The 26,334-nt window shown below is 49.5% G+C and carries 27 protein-coding genes; 1 reads left to right on the forward strand and 26 read right to left on the reverse strand.

All coding sequences use genetic code 11. The annotated features are described in order from the left end of the window. Positions 1-59: 59 nt before the first annotated feature. The 23 genes from atpA to BBR47_RS27370 all read right to left on the reverse strand — a co-directional run bounded on the left by atpA (position 60) and on the right by BBR47_RS27370 (position 22,231). Positions 60-1,571 carry a F0F1 ATP synthase subunit alpha gene (gene atpA, locus BBR47_RS27255; protein WP_015893620.1) on the reverse strand — a complete coding sequence of 504 codons (1,512 nt, stop codon included), beginning with the start codon at positions 1,569-1,571 and terminating at the stop codon, positions 60-62. 42 nt (positions 1,572-1,613) lie between these two features. Continuing rightward, positions 1,614-2,141: a F0F1 ATP synthase subunit delta gene (locus tag BBR47_RS27260; protein WP_015893621.1), complete on the reverse strand. Its 528-nt coding sequence runs from the start codon at positions 2,139-2,141 to the stop codon at positions 1,614-1,616. Then, complete coding sequence (gene atpF / locus BBR47_RS27265; protein ID WP_015893622.1) at positions 2,138-2,641, reverse strand: F0F1 ATP synthase subunit B; 504 nt, start codon at positions 2,639-2,641, stop codon at positions 2,138-2,140. The genes BBR47_RS27260 and atpF overlap by 4 nt, the downstream gene beginning before the upstream one ends. A gap of 113 nt (positions 2,642-2,754) precedes the next feature. Further along, positions 2,755-2,976, reverse strand: coding sequence for a F0F1 ATP synthase subunit C (atpE, locus tag BBR47_RS27270; protein ID WP_015893623.1), 222 nt, complete (start codon positions 2,974-2,976; stop codon positions 2,755-2,757). A 57-nt stretch (positions 2,977-3,033) separates the two neighbouring features. Beyond that, a complete protein-coding gene (gene atpB, locus BBR47_RS27275; RefSeq protein WP_015893624.1) occupies positions 3,034-3,849 on the reverse strand; it encodes a F0F1 ATP synthase subunit A in 816 nt (271 codons plus the stop codon). 68 nt (positions 3,850-3,917) lie between these two features. Beyond that, positions 3,918-4,286, reverse strand: coding sequence for an ATP synthase subunit I (locus BBR47_RS27280; RefSeq protein WP_041749692.1), 369 nt, complete (start codon positions 4,284-4,286; stop codon positions 3,918-3,920). Between the two features lie 10 nt (positions 4,287-4,296). Then, a complete protein-coding gene (locus tag BBR47_RS27285) occupies positions 4,297-4,506 on the reverse strand; it encodes an AtpZ/AtpI family protein (RefSeq protein ID WP_081437281.1) in 210 nt (69 codons plus the stop codon). Positions 4,507-4,643: 137 nt separating this feature from the next. Continuing rightward, positions 4,644-5,834: an acetyl-CoA C-acetyltransferase gene (locus BBR47_RS27290; protein WP_015893628.1), complete on the reverse strand. Its 1,191-nt coding sequence runs from the start codon at positions 5,832-5,834 to the stop codon at positions 4,644-4,646. 96 nt (positions 5,835-5,930) lie between these two features. Next, a complete protein-coding gene (bioC, locus tag BBR47_RS27295) occupies positions 5,931-6,767 on the reverse strand; it encodes a malonyl-ACP O-methyltransferase BioC (protein WP_015893629.1) in 837 nt (278 codons plus the stop codon). Beyond that, on the reverse strand, positions 6,736-7,473 hold the full coding sequence (locus BBR47_RS27300; protein ID WP_015893630.1) for an alpha/beta fold hydrolase: 738 nt from the start codon (positions 7,471-7,473) through the stop codon (positions 6,736-6,738). The genes bioC and BBR47_RS27300 overlap by 32 nt, the downstream gene beginning before the upstream one ends. Next, on the reverse strand, positions 7,470-8,669 hold the full coding sequence (gene bioF, locus BBR47_RS27305; protein WP_041749694.1) for an 8-amino-7-oxononanoate synthase: 1,200 nt from the start codon (positions 8,667-8,669) through the stop codon (positions 7,470-7,472). Before bioF ends, BBR47_RS27300 begins: the two co-directional genes overlap by 4 nt. Positions 8,670-8,676: 7 nt before the next feature. Beyond that, the gene (bioB, locus tag BBR47_RS27310) at positions 8,677-9,672 is read right to left on the reverse strand and encodes a biotin synthase BioB (protein WP_015893632.1); all 996 of its coding nucleotides are present in this window, start codon (positions 9,670-9,672) and stop codon (positions 8,677-8,679) included. Between the two features lie 20 nt (positions 9,673-9,692). Then, on the reverse strand, positions 9,693-10,412 hold the full coding sequence (gene bioD / locus BBR47_RS27315) for a dethiobiotin synthase (protein WP_015893633.1): 720 nt from the start codon (positions 10,410-10,412) through the stop codon (positions 9,693-9,695). Between the two features lie 5 nt (positions 10,413-10,417). Then, positions 10,418-11,800 (reverse strand): adenosylmethionine--8-amino-7-oxononanoate transaminase, encoded by a 1,383-nt coding sequence (gene bioA, locus BBR47_RS27320; RefSeq protein ID WP_015893634.1) that lies wholly within the window; start codon positions 11,798-11,800, stop codon positions 10,418-10,420. A gap of 426 nt (positions 11,801-12,226) precedes the next feature. Next, positions 12,227-15,391, reverse strand: coding sequence for a phosphodiester glycosidase family protein (locus BBR47_RS27330; protein WP_015893636.1), 3,165 nt, complete (start codon positions 15,389-15,391; stop codon positions 12,227-12,229). Between the two features lie 223 nt (positions 15,392-15,614). Then, positions 15,615-16,763: a non-hydrolyzing UDP-N-acetylglucosamine 2-epimerase gene (gene wecB / locus BBR47_RS27335; protein ID WP_015893637.1), complete on the reverse strand. Its 1,149-nt coding sequence runs from the start codon at positions 16,761-16,763 to the stop codon at positions 15,615-15,617. Between the two features lie 18 nt (positions 16,764-16,781). After that, on the reverse strand, positions 16,782-17,411 hold the full coding sequence (gene upp / locus BBR47_RS27340) for a uracil phosphoribosyltransferase (protein WP_015893638.1): 630 nt from the start codon (positions 17,409-17,411) through the stop codon (positions 16,782-16,784). 183 nt (positions 17,412-17,594) lie between these two features. Then, positions 17,595-18,845 carry a serine hydroxymethyltransferase gene (gene glyA / locus BBR47_RS27345; protein ID WP_015893639.1) on the reverse strand — a complete coding sequence of 417 codons (1,251 nt, stop codon included), beginning with the start codon at positions 18,843-18,845 and terminating at the stop codon, positions 17,595-17,597. Between the two features lie 19 nt (positions 18,846-18,864). Continuing rightward, positions 18,865-19,434 carry a TIGR01440 family protein gene (locus BBR47_RS27350; RefSeq protein ID WP_015893640.1) on the reverse strand — a complete coding sequence of 190 codons (570 nt, stop codon included), beginning with the start codon at positions 19,432-19,434 and terminating at the stop codon, positions 18,865-18,867. After that, the gene (gene rpiB, locus BBR47_RS27355) at positions 19,435-19,890 is read right to left on the reverse strand and encodes a ribose 5-phosphate isomerase B (RefSeq protein WP_007725502.1); all 456 of its coding nucleotides are present in this window, start codon (positions 19,888-19,890) and stop codon (positions 19,435-19,437) included. 140 nt (positions 19,891-20,030) lie between these two features. Then, positions 20,031-20,501, reverse strand: a complete 471-nt coding sequence (locus BBR47_RS27360) for a low molecular weight protein arginine phosphatase (protein ID WP_015893641.1) — start codon at positions 20,499-20,501, stop codon at positions 20,031-20,033. 33 nt (positions 20,502-20,534) lie between these two features. Beyond that, a complete protein-coding gene (locus tag BBR47_RS27365) occupies positions 20,535-21,095 on the reverse strand; it encodes a manganese efflux pump MntP (RefSeq protein ID WP_041749695.1) in 561 nt (186 codons plus the stop codon). A gap of 56 nt (positions 21,096-21,151) precedes the next feature. Next, positions 21,152-22,231, reverse strand: coding sequence for an L-threonylcarbamoyladenylate synthase (locus BBR47_RS27370; RefSeq protein WP_015893643.1), 1,080 nt, complete (start codon positions 22,229-22,231; stop codon positions 21,152-21,154). Between the two features lie 230 nt (positions 22,232-22,461). On the opposite strand from BBR47_RS27370, the gene BBR47_RS27375 reads away from it, so the two are divergent. Continuing rightward, positions 22,462-23,259 (forward strand): DUF3298 and DUF4163 domain-containing protein, encoded by a 798-nt coding sequence (locus tag BBR47_RS27375; RefSeq protein WP_015893644.1) that lies wholly within the window; start codon positions 22,462-22,464, stop codon positions 23,257-23,259. A gap of 58 nt (positions 23,260-23,317) precedes the next feature. Here BBR47_RS27375 and spoIIR read toward each other — a convergent pair whose 3' ends face one another. The 3 genes from spoIIR to prfA form a co-directional block, all read right to left on the reverse strand. Then, positions 23,318-24,076 (reverse strand): stage II sporulation protein R, encoded by a 759-nt coding sequence (spoIIR, locus tag BBR47_RS27380; protein WP_041749696.1) that lies wholly within the window; start codon positions 24,074-24,076, stop codon positions 23,318-23,320. A 111-nt stretch (positions 24,077-24,187) separates the two neighbouring features. Next, the gene (gene prmC, locus BBR47_RS27385; protein WP_015893646.1) at positions 24,188-25,078 is read right to left on the reverse strand and encodes a peptide chain release factor N(5)-glutamine methyltransferase; all 891 of its coding nucleotides are present in this window, start codon (positions 25,076-25,078) and stop codon (positions 24,188-24,190) included. After that, positions 25,062-26,138, reverse strand: coding sequence for a peptide chain release factor 1 (gene prfA, locus BBR47_RS27390; RefSeq protein WP_015893647.1), 1,077 nt, complete (start codon positions 26,136-26,138; stop codon positions 25,062-25,064). Before prfA ends, prmC begins: the two co-directional genes overlap by 17 nt. Positions 26,139-26,334 lie beyond the last annotated feature (196 nt).

The raw sequence follows: 26,334 nt of genomic DNA on the forward strand, positions 1-26,334 counted from the left end.
TGAGGACGCATGCACGGGCAAATCGCCCGGCATGCATCTGATGTCTATCAGGTTAACGATTAGCGAGTTACCGAAAAGCCTTTTTTGAACTCTTCGATCGCTGCGTTGAATTCTTTTTCATCTGGAAGGTCTTTCGTTGTGCGGATGTGCTCCAACAGTTGCGGTTTGTTGGAATCCAAGAAAGACAACATCTCTTTCTCAAAACGGCGCACTTCTGCTACTGGAATGTCATCCAGGAAACCTCTTGTAGCGCTATAGATAGAAGCAACTTGCTTCTCAACAGGCATTGGATCGAATTGACCTTGTTTCATGATTTCCATCAAGCGCTCACCACGGGTCAGACGAGCTTGGGTCGCTTTGTCCAGATCGGAACCGAACTGAGCAAACGCAGCCAACTCACGGTATTGAGCCAACTCGAGCTTGAGTGGACCTGCTACCTTTTTCATCGCCTTGATTTGCGCGGAACCACCTACACGGGATACGGAAAGACCGGTGTTAACCGCTGGACGTTGACCCGCGTTGAACAAGTCTGTCTCCAGGAAGATCTGACCGTCCGTGATGGAGATCACGTTCGTTGGAATGTATGCGGAAATGTCACCCGCTTGGGTTTCGATGAATGGCAGAGCCGTAATGGAACCAGCGCCCAGATCATCAGACAGTTTCGCAGCGCGCTCCAGCAAGCGGGAGTGCAAGTAGAATACGTCACCAGGATATGCTTCGCGACCTGGAGGACGGCGGAGCAAGAGGGACATTTCGCGGTATGCAGCAGCCTGTTTGGACAGGTCATCGTATACGCACAGAACGTGTCCGCCTTTGTACATGAAGTACTCAGCCATTGTTACACCTGTATATGGAGCCAGGTACAACATTGGAGCTGGGTCAGACGCAGTAGCAGAAACGATGATTGTGTATTCCAGAGCCCCTGCTTTACGCAGAGTTTCTACGATGTTTGCAACGGTAGATTGCTTTTGACCAATTGCAACGTAGATACAAATCATGTCTTTACCTTTTTGGTTGATGATCGTGTCGAGCGCCACTGCTGTTTTACCAGTTTGGCGGTCACCAATGATCAACTCACGCTGTCCACGACCAACTGGGATCATCGCGTCAATCGCTTTGATACCTGTTTGGAGTGGTTCGTGTACGGATTTACGTGCCATAACACCAGGAGCTGGGCTCTCGATTGGACGGAAACCGTTATTTGCAATAGGGCCTTGACCATCGATTGGTTGACCCAGTGGGTTTACAACGCGGCCGAGCAGCGCTTCCCCTACTGGAACTTCCATAACGCGGCCGGTACGTTTTACAGTATCGCCTTCCTTAATGTCGCGGAAAGGTCCCATAATAACGACACCCACGTTATCTTCTTCCAAGTTGAGTACCATACCCATTACGCCATTTTGGAACTCGAGAAGCTCCCCTTGCATGGCCTTTTCCAAACCGTGAACACGAGCAATACCGTCACCTACTTGGATGACTGTGCCTACATCCACAACTTCGATTTCAGATTTAAAATTAGCGATCCGCTCTTTAATGAGGGAGCTAATCTCTTCTGGTCTGATTGCACTCACTTAATTCACCCCATTCATCCAACTTCTAAAAGCCATCGAACTTTACGCTTTTTGCGCAAAGGTTTCCAACTTCGTTTTCAAGCTACCATCGTACAGACGGTCGCCAATTTTGATAATAACGCCACCGAGAATCGCTGGATCTACGACTGCTGTCATACGCAGCTTTTTATTCAGCGTTTGTCCGAACTTCTCAGCGAGCTCATTTTGCTCTTCAGTAGAAAGCGGTTTTGCACTTGTCACAATCGCATCTGCAAATCCACGAGCTTCGTTCGCCAATTGTACAAAAGAACGGTAGATATCAACCAGATCAACTTCGCGTCCGTTCTCAATCAGGACGTTCAGAAAATTAAAGGCTTCTTCCCCTACATGGCTTTTGAACAATTCGTCAGCGAGCGTAGCTTTCGCATCTGCTGCGATGTGAGGGTGCAGCATGATCTTTTTCAGATCTTCATTGCCTTCAACCGCTTCCACGATTGCACCCAGGTCTGCTTCTACCTGATCAATCTTGCTACGTTCACTCGCTACTTCAAAGAGCGCACGAGCATAACGTTTTCCTACTGCGCTACTCATAGGCGATCTCCCACTTGTGCGAGAAATTTATCAACAGTAGACTTTTGAGCTGCTTCGTCCAGTTCTTTCTCGATGATCTTGGAAGCCAAGAGCACGGACAGGCTGGTCATTTGCTCACGCAGTTCGAGTTTTGCTTTTTCCACTTCACGTGCCAGTTCAGCGCTTGCTTCCGCTTTCATACGCTCGGATGCAGCTTGTGCTTCTGTCACGATTTTGGTTGCTTCATCAGACGCTTGCTTTGCAGCGCGGTCAATGATTGCTTTTGATTCTGCACGCGCTTCATCCAGCACGCGACGTTGCTCAGCTAGAAGAGCTTCCGCTTCAGTGCGGTTCTTCTCAGCCGAGGAGATTTGACTTTCGATATGCTGACGACGTTTTTCCATGATCCCTACGATCGGGCCCATAGCCAATTTACGAACAAGCAGCAACAACAACAAGAACACAATTGCTTGGGTTAACAGCGTTCCCCATTCCAGGGATACCGCTCCAAAGTCGAGCATTCGTTTCACTCCTTCCTGCGAAAAGAAAGATGTATATCAAGGTTATTAATTGTCTTTGTCAAAAATATAGGCGGGTATCAAGTGCCCGCCTATTGTTACTAAATGCTCGCTGATTACAGGCGACCGAAGAGAATGAAACCGATCGCTACAGCGATGATCGGAACTGCCTCTACCAGACCAAGACCCAGGAACATGAGACCCATCAGGCTACCACGTGCTTCTGGTTGACGAGCTACACCTTCAATTGTACGAGAGATTACCAAAGAGTTACCAATCGCTGCGCCAAGAGCAGCCAGACCAAATACGATACCAATTGCAAGAGCCAAACCTTCCATTGTTTAAAAACCTCCTTAGTGTTTAAAAAGCGAAGATAAAATCGGGTAAGCGCAAAATTAGTGATCTTCATTCACTTGCTGTGACAGGTAAACCATCGCCAGCGTTGTGAAAATGAATGCCTGTACGGAACCGACGAACACCGAGTAGCCCAACCACAGGAACAGCGGAATGCTTCCGAAGATCCCTACACCCAGCAGGAAGGCAATCAAAACCTCACCCGCAAAGATGTTACCGAATAGACGCAAAGGCAGCGTCAACGGCTTGATGATGAACTCCTCCAGAATGTGAATCGGGTTCAGGAATGTATGTTTCAACCATCCCGTGAAGCTCTTCTTGATGCCCAGATAGTGAGCGTAGAGAAGAACGATGAACGCCAGAGCGAAAGTTACGCTAGGAGTCGCTGTTGGTGATTTCCACCACCCAATGACAACGCCATGCGAGGACGGATCGGTAGAGTTCAGCTCTTCTTCAAGCTTGGCCACCTTTTGTTGCTTCATTTGTTCATTCGTGGAAGCCGTCAACATGTCTTTAACCTTTTCACTTACTTGATGGTCAGGACCGTTGTGGTGAGCCGTGTTTACGTTAAATACGAGACCCAGTTGGTTTCCAAGGAAAATGTAAAGGAACAAAGTGAGTGCCAGCGAGACAAAGCCCGCAGCCTTCTTCGGTGTGATGTAGCTTTTTGTAATGCCGGTAACGAAGTCCACAATCCATTCCATCACGTTTTGCGCGCCGCTTGGAGTTGCGGAGGTCAGGTTGCGGGTCATCCCGATACACAGCAAAAGCACCACCAGAGAGGTAACCAAAATCATAAGAATAGTGGAGATGTCAAATACCATGCCCAACCATTCAAACCGCAGAGAATAATGCATGTATTTCACCCCTTTCTTCCGCGCGAATCTATTGCTTACGTACGTTGCAAAGAAAAAATATCTACTATCTATTTAAAGGAGCGATACACAAAAAGGAAACTGAGAATCTGAAAGAGGAATAAACCTATCAATACGCCAGCGATTCCAAACAAATGGGGAAAACGCATTGTCAAAAAGACTGCAAAGCCTGCCACAGCCAGTCGCTGCAGCATACCAGTCCCTTTTGGCCGGACGTTTGGATCAACAGCCATCTGACTAATGCGCCAGGTTTTGCTGAAGAGAACCGTGCCATTTACCAAGCTGCAAACCATCCCAAGCAGTAGACTTTGCAAAAAGAAACGATACGATGGCAACACCGCCCAGAGTATCGAGGCAATTGCCATACAGAAAAAGGCATAGCGAAAAGTGGATCGCATTGCCGAAGAAAACGTTTGCATGTTCCATCTCCTAGAGGTAACCGCGAACGATGCGGTAGACGCTATACACGCCTATTCCTAATCCCGCGAGCAGCCCAACCATCAAAAAAAGCGGATTGGTAGAGAAAAGACTATCCAAGTATTTTCCCAGAAGGACTCCCGAAATCACGCAAACGGCCATATCGACACCGATCAGGGTGACCAATGTGATCGCTCGCCACGGATTATCCAATTTCGACACAGAGTAACATTCTCCTTTCATACATAAGGAGAGGGCTGGTGTCAAGTGCCCCTTTGCCCTCATTCATATTAACGAAGAATTATTCCCTTTGTCAACGTTAGGCTCAGTCTGTACACAAAGCGTTCACAATTTGAAATTTAAATTTTCTCGACAATTGTAGAGACGCCTTGTCCACCGCCGATGCAAAGTGTTGCTAACCCATATTTTGCCCCTTCGCGTTTTTGCAATTCATGCACTAGCGTGACCAATATTCTCGCTCCACTCGCACCAATTGGATGTCCCAAGGCGATGGCTCCGCCGTTGACATTCAGCTTCTCGCGATCAAAGCCTAGTGCTTTGCCAACAGACAGCGATTGAACAGCAAAAGCTTCATTTGCTTCGATCAAGTCAATGTCAGCAATCGACAGACCCGCTTTTTCCAGTACGCGTTTGGTCGCAGGAACTGGACCGTACCCCATGATGCTCGGATCAACACCTGCACTCGCATTGGCTACGATACGGGCAAGAGGCTTCACACCCAGCTCTTCTGCCTTCTCGCGTGTCATAATCAAAAGAGCTGCTGCTCCATCGTTGATACCAGATGCATTCCCGGCTGTCACAGTTCCATCCTTTTTAAATGCAGGCTTTAGTTTGCCTAGGGCTTCGGCTGTCACGCCAGCACGCGGGAATTCGTCTATGGCAAACAGCACCGGGTCACCCTTGCGCTGCGGGATCGGAACCGGCACGATTTCTTCTTGAAAACGACCACTAGTGAGCGCTTGCTGAGCCTTTTCCTGGCTCCACGCTGAAAATTCATCCTGCTCTTCGCGTCCGATTTCGTATTTGGTGCAAAGGTTCTCTGCTGTAATGCCCATGTGGTAGTCGTTGAAAGCACACCACAGCCCGTCGCGAATCATGGAGTCTACCACTTTCTGATCTCCCATGCGGTAGCCTGAACGCGCACCTTCCATTAAGTATGGTGCTTGACTCATATTCTCCATCCCACCAGCCAAGACAACCTCTGCCTCACCAGCAAGGATGGACTGAACGGCCAGATGAACGGCTTTTAGACCTGAACCACAAACTTTGTTAATTGTCAGGGAGGGAACTTCATGAGCAAGGCCCGCGTGAATAGAAGCCTGACGCGCCGGGTTTTGACCCAAGCCTGCTGACAGTACGTTCCCCATAATCACTTCATCGACCGCATCCTTGGAAACACCTGCACGCTCTAGCGCTGCTTCCAGTACAATTCCGCCCAGCTTTGTCGCGCTGACACCTGCAAGCGTTCCTTGAAAGCTACCTATAGCAGTGCGCACAGCACTCGCAATGACGATTTCTCTTTGACTCATCTTCCACACACCCCTCAAATACACAGGATAGGCAACCTTCTTAAGATTCCATCTCTTCATGATAATTCCTGCTAGGAAATCGCTTTCTTTTCCAGTTTATTTAAAAAACGTCACGGCTCTTGATGAAACAGCACGAACGTAAATAACTTCGTAGGTGACAGGGATGCCCGTTTCTCTTTTATACGTCTGCTCATAGTAACGAATCATTTCTGCAAGGAGTTTTCTGCGTCCAAGACCGCTCCCTTGCTCCATACTTACGCTGGCGCCCACGGCTTTCACAGCATGCAGAAAATCCCGTACACCCGGGTAAGTTAGCCGTTCATATTTCCTACTGATCTCTATATCCGTAAACCCTGCTTGCTCCAATTGCTCATGCCAATCACGTGCAGAGAGAAACTCCAGGCCATGGCGTACTCCCTTTTCTCCCAAAATCGCATGAGCATTCGTAAACGAATCATGCAGCTCCCAAAAAGTATCAGGTCCAAATGTCGAAAAAACCAAAGGTGCTCCCGGCTTCAGGATTCTTGCCAATCCTCTTAGCGTATGCGCTGGCCTGGCAAACCACTGAAAACACGCTCCTGAAACGATCAAATCCTTTGACTTCGCCTGTTGTTCCCAAACCCATTCTTCGGCATCAGCTTGAGAAAATGAACAAATCAGGCCGTGCTGCTCCAGGTTGTTCTTCGCCTGCTCCAGCATACCTTGCGCAATCTCTACCGCCTCGTAGTGGGCAGCAGAAAAATAGCTGCGAATGACGCGGGTTAACCCCCCTGTTCCACAGCCAATCTCTAGGATGCTTCGCACATCATTCTCGTTCGTTATCTCTGTAACCATTTGACTCAAATGATCGGCCATCTTCTTTTGCACAAGTGCGTATTTTTCATATGAGACAGCCTTCTCACTAAATCGGCTGCTGATTGCCCTCTTCTGCAAGCTGCTCCACCATCCTCTTTAGCGAATCTCCTACAACCTCCGGAACAAATACATGCGGGGCATGACCACAGTCAGGAATTTGAACGAAATTGGCACCTGAAAGGCTACCCGCCAGTTCTTCTCCGGCTGCGAGCGAACAGATTGCATCCTCCGTGCCTTGAATGACGAGAGTCGGAGTAGTCAGCGAAGACAAGAACGGGCGGCAATCCTCTTCTTCTAAGTAGGTCAAGCCCGCAATCAACGCCGTCGTACTCCACTTCTGGCTGTCCAGTCTCACATACAGACCTGTTTGTTCACGCTCACCCGGTGTGAGCATCTGTTCGACAAATGCGTCCATCACCCGCTCGCGTGCTACAGAAAGCTGCCTTTTCATCCTCTGTAAAACAACAGGATGCCACCCAGCGCGAAGGTCATGCCGTTCGCAGATAAAGCGAGCTGTTGTGCCGATCAAAACAAGTCCTGAGACCGGGTACTGGGCAGCAAGGCGTATTCCGAGCATCCCTCCCATAGACCACCCCACTACAATCAGCTCCTGCGCTGCTAGAGAGCGGACTTCCTCTACTACTCTCTCGTAAAATTGCGAGGAATCAGTGACGTCCGAATAAGTAGGAATGATGTGCTGATAGGAAGGAAACTGTGAGCGAACTGCATCCCAGCTGCAATCTGGCATTCCCCACCCGGTTAGCCACAGCATCACTTTTCTCACGATATCGTTCCTCCTTTTTGAAGCTCGTCCCTGATTACGCTCACTTGCTCGCAAGCCCACTCCAGCTCTTCGCGCGTATGAGCAGCCATCACGGTAAAGCGGATACGTGCGGTTCCTGCTGGCACAGTAGGAGGTCGAATCGCCACTGCTGCAATCCCTCGCTGCCTAAGCCTTTTGCTGAACTGCAAAGTCCACTCATTCTCTCCTAACGTGAGCGGGATGATTGGCGTATCTTCTTCGTCTACAGTAAACCCGCGTGAGCGAAGCAACTGGCGAAACATGAGCGCATTCTGCCTCACTGCTTTTCTGCGCCAAGAGTCTGTTTGTACCAAAGACAACGCCGCCAGGTTCGAGCCAATCACAGCAGGAGGCAGAGCTGTGGAATAGACCAGCGAGCGCGCTTTTGTCATCAAATAACGAATGATGATCTCATCTGCGCATACGTATGCCCCATAAACACCAAATGCCTTGCTGAAGGTTCCCATCAACACATCGACTTTTCCGGCGATGCCGAGCTCGTGGCACAAGCCCTGCCCTTCTTCACCACGCACTCCCCCTGCATGGGCTTCGTCAACCATCAGCATGGTATCGTAACGATCACGCAGTTTTACCAATTCAAGTAGGGGAGCTTTATCACCGTCCATGGAGAATATGCTGTCCGTGACGATCCACTTCCGTCTTGCATCCTGGTGCTTTTTCAGTAAAAACTCCAGATGCTCCATGTCGTTATGTCTGTACCGAAAATGCTCCGCCCGACTGAGCACGATCCCATCTACAATGCTGGCGTGATTCAACCGATCACTAAAAACAGCGTCGCCTCTTCCAGCAAGCGCTGCAATTACCCCTGTATTTGCCTGATAGCCGTTTGCAAAAACAAGCGCCGCTTCTCTCTCTTTCCACGCCGCCAATCGTTGTTCCAGCTCGTCATATAACGCGTAGTTTCCATGGACGAGACGAGAGGCAGTTCCTCCTGCCCCCCACTCCTCTGCCGCCAATTTGCCAGCTTCCACGATTCGTTGATCGTGGGCCAAGCCCAAATAGTTGTTCGATGACAGATTTAATAATGGTTTCCCTTCGACTTGAATCCACGTGCCTGTACGATCACTGGCTGACTCTACGGTGTTCCACTCTCTTGCCAACGATTGTTTCCGCAATGAATCGTATTCTTCTTCCAGCCATGTGTAGCGTTTATTCATAACTGACCTACAGCGCACACAGCTCGATTTCAAACCCGAGGTCTTCAATCATCTGATGGTCTGTCGTGATTTCTTGCCCGGGTGTCGTCAAATAATCGCCCACAAACAACGAGTTAGCCGCATACAAGGAAAGAGGCTGCAAGGTGCGCAAATTCACTTCGCGACCACCCGCAACACGAATTTCTTTATCCGGGCAAATAAATCGGAACAAAGCGAGAACACGCAGAGCCTTCATTGCCGGGGTGCGTCCTTTATCCTCCAACGGGGTTCCTGGAATCGCATTTAAAAAATTGATAGGGATGGAATCTGCGTCGAGATTGCGCAGGGCAAATGCCATTTCGACGATCTCCTCATCGCTCTCCCCCATGCCAATGATCACGCCTGCGCAGGGCGACATCCCTGCTCTTTTCACGGTATCGACTGTCTGTATACGCTGGTCGTACGTGTGCGTTGTCGTAATCGCTTCGTAATGGTTGCGACTCGTGTTGAGATTATGGTTGTAACGGTGAACACCTGAATCTTTTAGACGCGTTGCTTGTTCGTCGCTTAGAATCCCTAAACACGCGCAAATTTTCAGCGGCATCGTCTCACGGATTTCTTTGACGGCCTCGATGACTTGGCCCAGCTCTTTTTCCGTGGGACCGCGTCCTGAGGCGACAATACAGTATGTACCTGCTTTTCGATTCATGGCTTCTCGGGCACCTGCGAGCAATGTCTCCTTGTCCAGCATCGTGTACTTGGATACGGGAGCATTCGAAACAATCGACTGTGAGCAGTAACCGCAATCCTCCGGACATAGGCCGCTCTTGGCGTTGATGATCATGTTCAGTTTGACCTTTTTTCCGAAAAAGTGCTTTCTGACGCGAAACGCTTCGTTCATGACCAGCAGCAGCTCATCATCCGGCGCTTGCAACACCTTCATTGCCTCTTCGTGCGTAAGCACTTCCTTGCTAATTGCTTTACGAGAGTATCCCTTCCAATCCAAACAGGTGCTTTGCTCCATTTTCTCGTCTCCCCCTCTTATTATTTATGGCTCCACTGACACAGCTGTCCGATGTCTACACATTCTTGGATCAGCTGCGTCAAGTGCTGGCGCTCTAACGGTTTGTTTATCCATGGAAGCACGCCCCATACGGGAACTCCCCCATAGCTCTCAATCATGCTCGCGTTTGTTTTGACACTCTCATCAATGACACCAGCTGAGTTGTTTTGATTCAGGATGACACCCACAACCTCGATCCCGAGTTCCCGTGCATACCAAACGGACAAGAGCGTATGGTTAATTGTGCCGAGCCCAGCCCGAGCCACGATGAGCATGGGCAGGTTCAGCCGAGCAGCAAGATCCGCTATCGTTTCGGTTGGAGTCAATGGAACAAGCAGACCACCCGCTCCTTCGACAAGGAGTGCCGGATAACGTTCCATCAAGGGTCGCCCGCAAGCGATTACTTCCTCCATAGTCAAGCTCTTCCCCTCTGCTTCCGCAGCCAGATAAGGGGTAAGCGGTGCTTCAAAACAAAGTGGGGCTATCTCCTCACACGCGTCAGGCACTCCGCTCCACGATCTCAAGTGCATAGCGTCACTGCCCTCATCATGTGCTCGTGCTCCTGACTGGACTGGCTTCCAAACTCCGATGTCCACTCCTGTCTCACGCAACACGGATGCGATTCCGGCAGTCACAATCGTTTTGCCTACCCCAGTATCTGTTCCTGTGATGAACAATCCGGAAAAGGGGCGATCAGCCATATCAATCACTCCTCTACTTCACCTGTCGTTACATCCTGAATCGATTCCGCCAAAATCCGAACCATGTCAGCCAATTCTTCCGTTGTAGATACAAGCGGTGGGATAAAAACGATGACGTTGCCCAACGGTCGTGTCAAAAGCCCTTTTTCTCTCGCTACCTGACAGACACGCACACCGATCCGCTCATTCCAGTGATAAGGCTCCTTGGTCTCTTTATCCCGAACCAGCTCGATTCCCGCCATCAAGCCTTTTTGCCGGATATCTCCTACATGAGGTAGGTCGTACAGCGGCCCTAGCAATTGCTCCAAAACGATTGCCTTTTGTGCTACTTGTTGAACAACTCCGCGCTCCTCCATCAGCCGCAGGTTGGCGAGAGCAACTGCACAGCCGAGTGGATTTCCTGTAAACGAATGTCCGTGGAAAAAGGTTTTCTGTTCCTCATAGTCAGCGAAAAAGGCATCATAAATCTGCTCGGTTACTAAGGTAGCCGCTACAGGCAAATACCCTCCTGTAAGCCCTTTTGCAACTGCCATGATGTCTGGCACGACCCCATCATGCTCACAAGCGAACATTTTGCCCGTACGTCCAAATCCTGTCGCTACTTCGTCTGCGATCAGCAATACATCATGGGCGCGCAACATCTCCGCGATTTTTTTCAAGCAACCATCCGGCATGATAATCATTCCGCTTGCTCCCTGCACGACAGGCTCTACGATCATCGCCGCAATCTCATGAGCTCTATCCCTAAGCAAACTTTCCAGGCTGCTCAATGTGGCCTGAACGGCTGCTTCTTCACCGCCTTGCCTGTACGGATAAGGGTATGGAATGACATGTGGAGAAAAGAGCAGCGGTTTATAGACCTGATGGTAGAGGGGAATAGCTCCCACACTTGTGGCTCCAATCGTATCCCCGTGATAGGCATTGTTCATCGTGATAAACGAATGCTTTCCGGTATGTCCGCGATTTTGCCAGTATTGGAACGCCATTTTCAGTGAGATTTCGACCGCAGTTGCCCCGTTGTCAGAGTAAAAAACTTTACTCAATCCTTTTGGAGCGAGATTGATCAGCTTTTCCGCTAATAAAATGGATGGGACGTTTGCCATGCCGAGCAAAGTAGAATGGGCAATCTGGTCAAGCTGCTCCGTGATCGCCTGATTCAGCTCGGGAACGTTGTGGCCATGGACGTTCAACCACACAGAGGAAAAACCGTCGTAGTAAGCTTTGCCGTTCACATCGAATAGCTTGATCCCTTCTCCTCTCGCAATAATGAGTGGCTCCTGTGCGACGTAGTCTTTCATTTGGGTGAAGGGATGCCAAACATATTGCTTGTTTTTGGCAGATAGTTCTTCATAGTTATTTAACAACCAAATCACAACCTCGGTTAACATATATTTGTTAACCGTTATTTTAAAATGGTTAACCTATTTTGGCAAAGCTTTTTTCTCGACTTTGAAAAATCAGTAACATCTAACCTCTAAGAAGGGCCTTCTAGTTTGAGTCAACATAGTGGAGGAGAAGAAAAAGCGCAGTTCTCTTCGACTCTGACACGCTCGCAAGGGGGACTTACTGTCCGTCTCCACTTCCAAAAGGGGACCGTCGAGCCAAAGCCACCCTACGGGCGGAAGGTTCTCGGGGAAGAAGTGTTCGACAAGCGTGGTCCCCTTTTGGAAGTTCCGACTGGGTAAGCGTTGTCAAGGTCTACGAGCCCTGCGCTTTTTCTTCTCATCAGCTTTGTCCGTTCATCGATTCCTTCTAAAACTCAAAAAGGTCAAGCTCCTCTTTGTTAGAGGAGCTTGACCTTTTATATTCCGATTCTATTTAACTTGATGCAGAATGCGATAAAGCGCTACGACACACACTGCTCTCGTCGTCGGTTTATTCGGCTGATAATTTCCTCCAACTGGATCAATCAGACCAAGTCCGACCATGTTGTTGATGGATGTCGATGCCCAGGAAGGCCAGGTTCCTTTATCGGAGACCTTTTTCGTCGCTCCCTTTTTATTCACGAGACGATCGAGAATGACTGCGGCCTCTGCGCGAGTCACCGGCTGATCCGGACGGAAGGTATTATCGTTATACCCCTTCACCAGACCTTTGGAAACGGCAACCTGTACGGCACCTTGCGCATAGGAAGGCACCTTATCCTTGAATTTCAGCTTTGGTGAGGAAGGGAGCTCCCATTCAAAAGAGCGCGCGAGCAGGGTGACGAACTGTGCTCTTGTCAGGGAAACCTCTGGTCCAAACGTCGTCTCTGTCAAACCCTTCACGTAACCCTTTTCCGCCATGTAGGTGATTTCTGCCTTGGCTGGATGCTTCGTGATATCTGTAAATCCAGCGTTGCTCGTGCCTGCATTGTCCAGGTAGTACGGAATGTACTTGCCGTAGCTATTGACTTCATATACCCACTGACCTTGAGCATTCATGGTTCCCAGAAGCGGATCCAACGTATTGTTTACTTGGTTTACGTACAAGAGTCCAACGCCTTTTCCAGCGAGCCATTGCTTCGGTGCCAAGGTCAATCGAATCGACGAGGTTGATATCGCGTCCTCTTGCCCTGCTTTTAGTTCGCCCGGCTTAATCGTAAACGAGTAATCAGCAGGTACATATCCTGGCATTGGCTGGGTCACGATCGACTCCACATCAATCAGTGCACTATCCAGATAAGATGCGGTATTTTCAAAGGAGTAATGGAGATCAAGCTCCGCTCCGAGTGACATGCTGCCTGGCAGTTCAGGGACAACGGCCACATCGCTCGGTTGACCTGTCTTGTTGCCTAAGAGGAGCGAGAATTCGTCGAAGTACAGTGTTCCTTTGTCGTGTGTAATGCCATCATTGGCTTGGTCAACGACATACACACTCTTCAGATGCAATGGATAGGCAACATTGCTCGGGAAGTAGCCTTTCACTTGCTTCCAGCCTGTCCAATTGATCTCTTTTGCCAGATCGACGTAGACCGACTTGCCGTTTGCATCAATTGCTTCTGCACGGAGCCAATGTCCGCTGTTGTCCCCATTGACCCATAAGCCCAATCCGAGCGGCTTGCCAGGAATCGTCACAGGGTTTGCCCCCAGCATACCGTACGAAATCCGCATGTTGTTCGCTGGTGCTCCTGAGAAGTTGTACACTAGCTTCGCTGCTTTTTTCGTGCGGAACGTCTGATCGGAGACGAGCGCGAACGAACCAGCCGAACTGATGCTAGACGGATTTGCCGCATGGTACATGCCTGCCTGATTATCGAAGGTGAGCCATGGCTGCTCAAATTGTCCAACGGCAAATGGTACGGTTGTCGCCACGCCATCATACGTAATCGTCAGGTTTCCGTTGCCCGGCTCATTGCCTGCTACCAATTGCAGATTGTCGTTAATTGTCGCTACAGAAGAATCGACACTCGCTTTTACGCTAAGTGGCGTCGCTTGTACGGTAGAGCCCTTTTTCGTTTTGATTTTGACATCGAGAGTAATGGATTGTCCCGGTGCAATGGTAATCGGATTCGGGGAAACGATGATTTGCTGCACATCGATGCCGGAAATGACTTGAATGTCTTTATTTTGCGTCACATTGCCCAATCGCGCAGTCAATGTGATTTTGCCGGAGCGAGCTGGTGTGAAGTGTTTGCCATTTACGGAGCCCGCTTCGGACTGACTAGCATCCCAGCTCACATCGCCGGCATTGATCGCATACGGTTGGAAATGCACATCATAACCTTTGGATGCGCTGAGCGGGATAGATTGTCCGATAAGCACATCTGCCGGTACATCGATTTGGAAGCCTCTCAATTCTCCAGCAGGTGCTGTATTGTATACGGCCAGTCCAGTAGGCACTCGACGCTCAGCACCGCCGCTCGGCTTATTCGCCAGATTCGCGTGTGTCTCACCCAGCATGCGAGTTGCCATGGTCGTAGAGCCACCACCGTCAAAGTTTACAGCCCGATAAGAGCCGAGCTCCGCCATGATTTTTGCCAGCTCGTCCAAATAAACGCCTTGGCTCGCATCGATCGTGACCATGTACAAGGTCTTCCCATCCTGCGAAACTCCGACCGATGTGCGTGCCGTCTTGCTGGTGATGGACTTGTCCGCTTGAAAGGAAGTGAGCGCTTTCCCTTGATCAACCAAAATCACATTGCCGCCTACCGCTTGCTTTAGGTTGAGTGTCTGTGGTGTCGTTTGGTACTCAACCGCTGCAGTAGCGCCGACAGGGAAGTTTTGCTTGAGGAATGCTCCCGCTGCTCCATGTCCCCAAAGGACATAGCCGTTGTAAGGTATGTATACGCCAGGTTGATTCACACGAACTTCTTTGGCTACGTTGTCTACAAACAGAATCTCGACGACATCTTTGTAGCCCGGTATCGTCCCCAAGCTGGTTTTGCCAAAGGAAGGGGTATAGACGTTCAGTTGGTTCTGGTGACTTTTTCGTCCGTCACTTGGGTTGTACTCTTCCTTGTTGACACCCTGAATCGAATAGGTAGCACCATTAGGGGCAGTAACCTTTCCGCCAAAGCCAAACTTGTCGACAATGGCCATCTTGTCTCCGGTCAAGCCCAGCGCGTACCAGTAGGAGACCAAGCCCATGGAAGAAATGAGTTCATCGTCTTTCATGACAATGCCAAACGGCGCTCCCCGCTTCGTCATGTGAAAAAAGTCGGCATTGATCGCTGCTATAGCTCCGGTTTCACGCGCCATTTGTGTAACCGTCTGCTTATCTGTCAGCTTGCCTTTCGTTCCGTATACCGGTTTTACCTCAACATAAGGATTGTTCAAATCAACCTTTGTTACCATGATCGTGACTACTTGATTGGCAAATGATTTCGTATATTTCTGCAAAGTGGTCCCCTCACCAATTGGGGTTTGCCACATCATATTCAATGCACTTGTCTCCGCTCTGGCGTGTGCGACATTGGTCGCAAACGGCACAAACGGAACAAAAGCTCCCCAGGCCATGGTCGTAGCCGTGAGCAGCGTCACTATCCTTTGCGCTCTCATGTTGATAACTCCTCTCCGTATTCCAAACTCTGTCTTTCTACCATCTAAGCTAAGCAACTAAATATTAGACGCAATAGGTCATGGATAGTTTCGCCAATTCTCTCGATTCTCTCTTAGAAAAACATACCAAATCGTCAGTCATAGAAAACAACAATATCCCTCTACAACAAGAAACCCGCCCGGTTTTGACGAACGGAACCTGGCGGGTTTTCCTAGCTGTATGTTACTGACCTGGTTGGAACGGCTCTGGTTGTTCAGCCCGCAAACCAAAATGATAGAGGATTGCTTCTACAATACGGCGTGAAGCCTCGCCATCCCCATATGGGTTGACAGCATGCGCCATTGCATCGTAAGCCGCTTGGTTGGTCAGCAATTCTTTTGCCATTGCATACACTTGCTCTTCGTCGGTTCCCACGAGCTTCAACGTGCCTGCTTCAATCCCCTCAGGACGTTCTGTCGTATCGCGCAGAACCAGGACTGGTACGCCAAGAGACGGCGCTTCCTCCTGTACCCCGCCGGAATCGGTCAGGATGAGATGGGAACGACGAGCGAAGTTGTGGAAATCAAGGGCATCCAATGGTTCGATCAATGAAATGCGATCATGGTTTCCGAGAATCTCCTGCGCCACTTCTTGTACAGCAGGATTCAAGTGAACCGGATACACAACAGAAATCTCGGGATGCTCATCCACCAGTCTTCGAACTGCACGGAAAATACGGCGCATTGGCTCGCCCAAATTTTCGCGGCGGTGTGCCGTCATCAGCACCAGCTTCTGACCAGCTACGCGATCAAGCACCGGATGCGTGTAATCCTCGCGAACCGTTGTTTTCAACGCGTCAATCGCTGTGTTTCCTGTCACGTAGATGCTCTTTTCCGGCTTTGCTTCGCGACGAAGATTGTCAGCCGATCCATTGGTCGGAGAGAAATGAAGGTCAGCCATTACACCTGTCAACTGACGGTTCATCTCTTCCGGGAACGGCGAGTACTTGTCCCATGTGCGCAAGCCCGCTTCCACGTGGCCAATCGCGACTTGATTATAAAAAGCAGCCAGACTCGCCACAAAAGTGGTTGTCGTATCCCCGTGTACGAGGACGATGTCCGGTTTTACTTCCTTCATTGTTTCATCCAGGCTCTCCAATGCGCGCGTGGTCACGCCCACCAGCGTTTGGCGATCCTTCATAATGTTCAAATCAATGTCTGGTTGAATATCAAAAATGTCCAAAACCTGATCGAGCATTTGACGATGCTGGGCCGTCACGCAAACGACAGATTCGATCTGCTCGCTGTACTTGTTCAATTCATGGACAAGCGGTGCCATTTTGATCGCTTCTGGACGTGTGCCGAATACCGTCATTACTTTTACAGTTTTCATCCGTTTTTCCCTCTCCGACTACTTCGTGCCGTACAAGCGGTCACCCGCATCGCCCAAGCCTGGCACGATGTATCCATGGTCGTTTAAATATTCATCAACAGCCGCTACGTAAATATCTACATCAGGATGCTCGTCCTGAACTAGCTTGATACCTTCTGGAGCAGCGATGAGGCACATCAGTTTCAAGTTTTTCGCTCCACGTTTTTTCAAAGCAGTAAGAGCGGCAACAGCAGAGCCACCAGTCGCCAGCATCGGGTCAGTTACGATCAACTCACGCTCAGCAACATCGGATGGCAGCTTCACATAATACTCAATAGGCTGTAGGGTTTCCGGATCACGGTAAAGACCTACGTGTCCTACTTTGGCAGCAGGGATCAGCCTCATCAGGCCATCCACCATACCAAGACCAGCACGCAGAATCGGTACCAACCCTACTTTTTTACCAGCGATTACATTCGACTGACAGGTAGCCACTGGCGTTTCGATAGTGATTTCCTCCAAAGGCATATCACGGGTAATTTCATAGCCCATCAGAGTAGTCACTTCATCTACCAGTTCGCGAAATTCCTTGGTCCCTGTATTCTTGTCACGAATATACGTAACTTTATGCTGAATCAGCGGATGGTCAAACACATATACACGGCTCATGTCATTTCCTCCGTTTCCCTATCAATACATCCTTTCTATAATAGCTGGTGAGAGTGACTCAGTCAATTTGCCTAATCTTCGTACTTTTTCTCATCCTCGATCCCTACCTACAGCCGCGAAGTAAAGAAAAAAGCAGACCCGTATAGAAAAATTTCCACTGGGTCTGCTTCACGTAGCCTTAACTTAGATATTCAAGCCTTCATACATCGGGAAACGTTGGCACAAAGCTGCCACACGTTGGCGTGCTTCCTCATGTTTCGCAGCATCCTCTGGATTTTTCAATGTCAGAGCGATAATCGCTGCTACTTCTTTCATTGCTTCCTCATCAAAACCGCGGCTTGTCACTGCTGGCGTACCCATGCGCACACCGCTTGTAACAAACGGGCTTTGTGTATCGTAAGGAATCGTATTTTTATTCGTAGTAATGCTTACTTCGTCCAACAGATGTTCAGCTACTTTACCTGTCAGGCCGATTTTGCTTACATCAATCAATACGAGGTGGTTATCCGTTCCGCCGGAGACAAGCGTCAGACCTTCAGCAGTTAAGCTTTCCGCAAATGCACGTGCATTCTTGATGATGCGTGCTGCGTAATCCTTGAATTCTGGTTGCAGGTTTTCACCGAAGGCAACCGCTTTTGCTGCGATGACGTGCATCAACGGACCACCTTGAACGCCTGGGAACACGGATTTGTCGATGCCTTTCGCGAACTCTTCCTTGCACAAAATCAAACCGCCACGTGGTCCACGCAGAGTCTTGTGCGTCGTAGAAGTAACGAAATGCGCGTGCGGTACTGGGTTTGGATGCAGACCTGCCGCAACCAGACCAGCGATGTGCGCCATGTCCACCATAAAGTACGCGCCCACTTCATCCGCAATCTCACGGAACTTGGCAAAATCAATCGTACGCGGATAGGCACTCGCACCAGCAACGATCAGCTTTGGCTTGTGCTCCAATGCTTTTGCACGAACATCTTCATAGTTGATCAGGTGAGTATCTTCGTCTACACCGTAGTCAACGAAATTGTACAGAGTACCGGAGAAGTTTACTGCACTACCATGCGTCAAGTGACCACCGTGGGACAGGTTCATTCCCAGTACGGTGTCGCCAGGCTGAAGAATCGTGAAGTATACAGCCATGTTCGCCTGAGCACCAGAGTGTGGTTGTACGTTTGCATGCTCAGCGCCAAAAATTTCTTTTACGCGGTCACGAGCGATGTTTTCCACGATATCCACATACTCGCAACCACCGTAATAGCGGCGACCTGGGTATCCTTCTGCGTATTTGTTCGTCAAAACGGTGCCCATTGCTTCCATAACTGCGCGGCTTACGAAGTTTTCAGAAGCAATCAGCTCAATTTTGTCGCGCTGTCTTCCGAGCTCCAGTTGAACGGCTTCCATTACTTGCGGGTCTTGTTTACGCAAAAAATCTAGCATAGTAGTTTCTCCTCCTCTTTTACGTGCAGCTTTCATTTGGTGGTGTCTTCTCATACACAGCACGCGGTCCGCCAATCAGCTTGGGACGTGTGCGCGCTGCCGTAACATGTGCTTGTCCAACGAGACGCTGTGTCGGACGCACCGGTACTGCCACATGCTTCAGATGCATGCCGATAAGCGTATGGCCGATATCTATGCCTGCATGCGCGCGAATTTCCTCTACAACAGCTGCATCCGTGAACTGTGTAAACGCATGCGCAGCCATAGAGCCTCCAGCGGTCGGAACGGGAACAACCGAGACCTCTTCCAGTCCGTATCGCAATGCAACCTCGCGCTCGACGACCAAAGCCCTGTTCAAATGTTCACAACATTGAAAGGCAACAGCAAAGCCACGCTTCCCTACAGCAGATTGAATCCCACGATATAGAGCTTTCGCTACATCTTGGCTGCCAGCCTTTCCAATATGCTCCCCGAGCACCTCGCTGGTACTGCACCCAATCACCATAAGTTGTCCGGCTGCAAGCTCTGCCATATCAGCTACTTCTTCGACAATGTCACTGATTTGTTTTTCGATAGCGGATAAATCCACTTACTTCACTCCCGCATGCTTCGCTTCGATTTGGGAAATCTTTTCCACGCGACGCTCGTGACGACCACCTTGAAACTCTGTTTCCAACCAAATTTTCACGATATCAAGCGCAAGACCCGGTCCAATGACCCGCTCACCCATCGCCAACACATTCGTGTTGTTATGCTCACGAGTAGCGCGCGCGGAAAACGTATCATGCACAAGTGCACAACGGATGCCCGGAACCTTGTTGGCCGCGATCGACATGCCAATACCTGTTCCGCAAACGAGAATGCCTCGATCAAACTCCCCCGCTGCTACCTTTTCCGCCACTGGCAAAGCATAATCGGGATAATCAACCGATTCCTCGCAGGTGCAGCCGAAATCTTCCGTCTGGATGTTCATGGAGGCCAGCAGAGTCTTGATCTCCTCTTTTAGCTTGTATCCACCGTGATCAGCAGCAAGTGCTACTTTCATCTGTCATCCCTCGCTTGTCTCATAATCTTCGTCTAGTATACATCAAAACACAATAAGTAAAAAGTGAACATTTTTATCAGGCAACTAAAAAATTGTTCGTACTCTCACAAAAAACAAGGTCCTGGCTATACACCAGCACCCTATTCATCCACTGATTTACGAAGACCTGGGTCCTTAAGCATCAATGAGAGCCTTTCCAGTGACTCTTCGATTTCTTCGGCACACCTGCGATAATCCATCAGTGATCCCCCATACGGATCAGCAATATCACTAAAGCCTTCTATCCCAACGAACTCTTGTAGGGTATGCACCTTTTCAGTGGCTGAGGGGAAATACGTCAAGATCGCGCGCTTGTGACCATGCGTCATCGTCAAAATGACATCAGACCATTCGATCAACCCTTCGTCTACCTTGCTGGCCTTATGATCGTGAGCAATTCCTCGCTCTTCTAATACTTGTTTAGCGTGCAAGGAAGCATCCTGACCAGCAGATGCCGCCACGCCAGCTGAGCGTATTTCAAGCCCCTGTCCGTCTGACTTCGCACGGAAAATCGCTTCTGCCATGGGGCTTCGGCACGTATTTCCCGTACAGACGAAAAGTATCCGTTTCACGTATAGTTCCTCCTCACCTATTAATTAGTCCGGTTATATCATAAATTTTAACCCAAAACCAAACAAAATAAGTCCACCTATTAATTCGCTATAATCCCCAAGCCACCCTCCTACACTCCTGCCTAACAATAAACCGAAGTAGGACATCGTGGCACCCATTATTCCAAAAAGAGAGATGGCCAAAATTCTATTGACCTCGATCAAGCCGAACGAGAAACCGACGGTGAAAGCATCCAGGCTAACACTAAATGCGAAGAGAAGGAGTCCGAACCCTTTTGTCTTCCATACACTTTTTTGTTCCCCTTGAACGAAGCCATTCCATAGCATATGCAAGCCGATGATCATCAGGACCCCGCCACCAATAAACACGGCAATATCTCCAACCAAATCGGACAAGTACGCTCCAACGACAATCCCGATGATCGGCATCATAATATGAAACAGTCCGATGGTAATACTCACCTTGATAATCTCTCGTAACCGAATCCCAACCATTCCTACGCCAATTCCTAACGAAAAGGCATCCATACTTAAGGCGAAAGCAATAATGAGCAAGGTCAAAAATTGCCCCCATTGGAATAACACCTGGTCCAAGCAGCTCCCCTCCCGTCTCTTCACCTTATGCGGACGAGGGGGAGTTTAGGACAGGTTTACACGGACAAGACACGGCCACCAGCAGCCTTTTCCAAGCGATTCATCACGGCCATACCCAACCCGTTTCGCGGGAAAGTCTCACCGACAATATACTGCACTTCTTGATCGTCGAATTCTCGCAGTACTGCATACAACTGTTGGGCAACCCCTTCCAGATCTGATTGTGATCCGACCACGAGAACAACATCTACCGATGCGTGGCTTTGCCAAAAGGGAGCTGTTTCTTCCGTTGCCAGCACGCCCGTTTTTTGACCGTGCTGCTTCGCCTGTTGCAGCATGTCTTCCATTTTTCCCCGGACTTTTTCACACTCTCCTGATACTAGCCACATTTCCCCTTCAGGAGCGTAATGCGTATATTTCATCCCTGGAGAGCGCGGTGCCTCGGCTGCTCCCACTTGAAAGGAAGGGTCCAGCTCCACATAGCCAATTACTGGTTCCATTTGCTCCCGTGTGATGCCGCCTGGGCGCAGAATCATGGGCGGGTCCTGTGTCACATCAATAACAGTAGACTCTACCCCAACACCTGTTGCCCCTCCATCGACCACACCCGCTACACGTCCATCCAGGTCAGCCAATACATGCGCCGCGGTCGTTGGACTCGGACGTCCTGAGCGATTGGCGCTCGGAGCCGCAATCGGTACCCCCGCTTCCTTGATCAAAGCCAAGGCAATCGGATGATCAGGCATGCGAACGCCGACTGAATCCAACCCTGCCGTTACTAGCGACGCTACCTGATCTGTTTTTGGCAAAATCACCGTCAAGGGTCCAGGCCAAAACGCCTCCATCAGCTTTTTCCCTTTCTCCGGAACCTCACTTGCTACTGTGGATAACTGGTCCCACGCTCCAATATGTACAATCAGCGGATTATCGCTGGGTCTGCCTTTTGCTGTAAATATCTTTTCCACTGCTTCATTCGATAATGCATTCGCTCCCAAGCCGTAAACGGTCTCCGTGGGAAACGCGACAACTGCCCCTTCTCGAAGAAAACGGGCTGCATCCACAATCTGTGCACAACTAGGCTGATTTTCCACATCGTTATCCACAGACCAGACTTTTGTCACACCATTCATTTCCATCGTTAAAAAATCCTTTCTCTAGCTCGTTTCTTTGTAAGGAGTGCCTTAAGTATAGATGTGCACCAAAAAGTTTTCAACAGGCTGTGGGTAACTTGTGAATAACTTTTCAGAACAGCGTGGAAAAGAGAACATTGTTACCTTTTTTTAACTTCCTGCGTCTTTCCCTTGTAGTAGAATGAACACGAAAACAACACAATAACTTTCCCTTTATCGAAAGGACCGTGAATGAAATGTCATCTTTTAAATCCTTAGCTTCCAGCCTGCTTGGCACAGCTGTATTGTTAACAGCCGTCGCTGCTCCAGTATTTGCAGCACCTGCTTCACCTGCAACCTCCACAAAGCCTGCTGTACAAGCGCCAAAGCCACAAGCTAACGGTGTCGTGTTCACACCAAAAACCATTACGGTCGATACGAAAGAATTTCAAGGTAAAGTATCCATCCCAGTGATTAGCGGGATGAAGGATAAAGCTTTTGAAGCAAAACTGAACGCTACTCTGCTGAAAGAAGCACAAACAGGCTTGGCAGAAGGACAAAAAGCCGGCAAAGAAGATGCGGCAGAAGCGAAAAAGAACGGCTGGGAGCTACGCCCTCATGCACTCGACATCTCCTATGAGGTACACAATGCCGGCAAGCTCGTTTCTTTCTCCGTACAGACATACATTTATACAGGCGGAGCACATGGCATGACGGATGTTACGTATTACACCATCGATAATCAGGCCAAGGCAAAACAACTGAAGCTGGCTGACCTGTTCCATCCTGGCTATGACTACCGTACCATTCTCAATCAAATCATTGCACAGCAAATCAAAGCAGAGACTCAGGCGGATGGCTTTAACCCTTACGATGCATTCGAGGGCATCAGAGAGGATCAAGGCTTCTCCTTTAAAGACGGCAACCTGATGATCCATTTTGGTCAATACGAAATTGCCGCTTATGCAGCTGGAATGCCTGAGTTTGCGATCCCAGCTCATCGTTACCAAAGCCTGTTGAAGCCTGAGATTCGTGAGGCTTTGCTCAAAAAGTAATGGTGGCAATTCAAAACGACACCTGCACATGCGGCGGGTGTCGTTTTTTATGTCCGGCTTAGGAGAGCCAGCCCTCGATTTTTTCCCATAAGTAAAATCGCACTTCTACTTCAGGAGCAGAGGCAGTTACTTCTTCTGCTTCTTCTGCTTTTTCTACCTCTGAGGACTCTTCTTCCTCTGCTTTTGTTTGCTCAACGTCCACTCTATTTGTTTCGGAATGATTCCCTACTTCGTTCTCTTCCAGGGGTAAGACTGCTACTTCCTCGGATGCAGCTTCTGCCGTTGGCTCAGATTCTTCCGGCTTTGGAGTTGGCTCGGCTTTTACAGCGTCGCCATTGGACATGTCAATAAAGCAGAGCGGCGGGAACAGGACACACCACCAGTTTTGACCTTTTGCCTCTCCAATTTGTACACGGACCGCTCGGTAATTACCCGCAGGATACACATAGGAGCCGTACAGCTTCGTTGGAAAAGGAACTTCACCGAAATCGACTACCGCTTTGTATGAAAAACCTCGTTCCTTGACCGTCTTGTCCACGACTTGTTGAAGGACAGGCAATTGTGTGTGAATCATTTGCTCTGCTTCCTCCAAAGTCTCGATATCGTCCGCCCACGTATTCATTTGAGCGACAATCGCATCTCTGACTTCGCGCTTTAACCATTGATCTTGGACAGAATCGCTGTTCGCAATAATGCGCAAGCGAACGGATTCCTGAGGGATCGGCCCATTATCCAACACATTGGCCGAAGTAAGCTGCCCCTCCCAGCTCATCATAAGCATAAACAGGCTAAATGCCATTAACAACATCCGTTTCATCGTTATCCGTCTCCCTCTATACTGATCTTCTCTCTTTAGCAATCAGTATGGACGGATTCACACGATTTCAAACATTCATTCCCTATGTAAAAAAGGCGAGACGAGCTCTTGCTATCGTCTCACTCCGATAACAACCCGCTCGATCCCCGCCAAATCTGGAACAATCTCTACCTCATCCATGACACCGGATGCCCTCATCAATGCCGCTACATCCCTAGCCTGATAAATGCCTACTTCAAACGCTACGACCGCTCTATCTTTCAATAGATTCGGCAGCGCCTCACACAGGCGACGATAGCAATCCAGCCCATCTTCACCGCCATCCAGAGCCAAGCGAGGTTCATGTACACGCACCTCATCGTCCAGCTCCTCGACATCACGACTCGGGATATATGGTGGATTGGATACGAGGACGTCTACCTTTTCGCCTGCTTCCAAAAGCGGCTGCACCAAATCCCCTTGTAGAAAGCGGACATCTGCCCCAAGACGACTTGCATTTTCCCGTGCAATTGCCGTTGCCTCAAGAGACAGGTCCACCGTAGTCACGCGCCATTGCGGTTTTTCTAGCGCGAGCGTAATGCAGATGGCTCCGCTCCCTGTGCCGATATCCACCACCGCTAGCTCTTCGCTCTCAGGCCAGAGCATTGTAGCGGCAGCCATCACTTGCTCTACCAGTATTTCCGTTTCCGGTCTGGGGATCAGCACGCCTGGTCGCACCGTAAAAGGACGCCCGTAAAACTCCTGTTCGCCAAACATGTATTGCAATGGCTCGTTATTCGCCCTACGCACGCACAGTCCGTCCAGCTTCACCAATGTTTCTGCATCGATTGAATCCGGCATCGCCATTAAGAAGCGCGTCCGATCCCAGTCGAGACAATGACGAATCATTAGCTCCGCTTCGAACAAAGGATCCTTTGTCCCTTTTTCCCGCAAAAAGGAAGAAGCCCGTAATAGGGCTTCTCGAATCGTCGTGACATCAGACCAATCAAGCTGAGTGTGCATGGCTTTTCAAAAGCTCCGTTTGTTCATGCATGATCAGGTTGTCGATCACTTCATCCATTTCGCCTTCCAATACCGATTCCAGTCGGTGCAGGGTCAGACCGATGCGGTGGTCAGTCACGCGGCTTTGTGGATAGTTGTACGTGCGGATGCGCTCGCTTCGGTCACCAGTACCCACCAAGCTTTTGCGCGTAGCATCTGCTTCCGCATTTTGTTGTTGCATGTAGAAATCATACAGACGAGCGCGCAATACACGCAACGCTTTGTCTTTGTTGGAATGCTGGGATTTCTCGTCCTGACAAGAAACCATGATCCCTGTAGGAATATGCGTTACGCGAACCGCAGACTTGGTCGTGTTAACGCTCTGACCGCCCGCACCACTGGAGCAGAACGTATCGATGCGGATATCTTTTTCGTGTACTTCCACTTCCACGTCTTCTGCTTCTGGCAGAACCAGTACAGTCGCAGTAGAAGTATGGATGCGTCCACCGGACTCAGTAGCCGGGATACGTTGCACACGATGCGCGCCGCTTTCGAATTTCATTTTGCTGTAAGCACCGCGACCAGACAGCGAGAAGACAATTTCCTTGTATCCGCCGATATCGGTTGGGCTTGCCTCCAGCACTTCAATTTTAAAAGCGTTACGCTCCGCAAAACGTGTGTACATACGGAAAAGCACGGCTGCAAACAGTGCGGCTTCATCGCCACCCGCAGCACCGCGGATTTCCACAATCACGTTTTTCTCATCGTTCGGGTCTTTTGGAAGCAACAGGATCTTCAAGCGATCTTCTAGTTGTTCCTTGCGTGCTGACAATTCATTGAGCTCGAGCTTGACCATTTCACGCATCTCGTCATCCAGCTTCTCTTCCAGCATCGCTTTGGCGTCATCGATTTGACTCACCACTGATTTATATTCACGGTATGTCGTTACCGTCTCTTCCAACGAAGATTGTTCCTTAGACAGTTCTCGCAAGCGTTTTGTATCACTAATGACGTCGGGGTCACATAGGAGGTTGGTTACTTCTTCAAAACGCTCTTCGACTGCAGATAAGCGTGTAAACATTTTTATTTCACCCCATCGCAAAGAATAATTGCCTTTTGGCGCAGGCGAAGCCTTGGTAGCATGTATGTTAGATATGAATTGCGATAAATATGCTATCTACCATAAAAACGGTTATAACAGATAAATTATAGGAGGAAAGGCGCAAGAAGTCAAAGTGCATTATAACTGGAAATGTTTTACCGATGCCAAACAGGCC

The organism is Brevibacillus brevis NBRC 100599, from assembly GCF_000010165.1.
GTDB classification, from domain to species: domain Bacteria; phylum Bacillota; class Bacilli; order Brevibacillales; family Brevibacillaceae; genus Brevibacillus; species Brevibacillus brevis_D.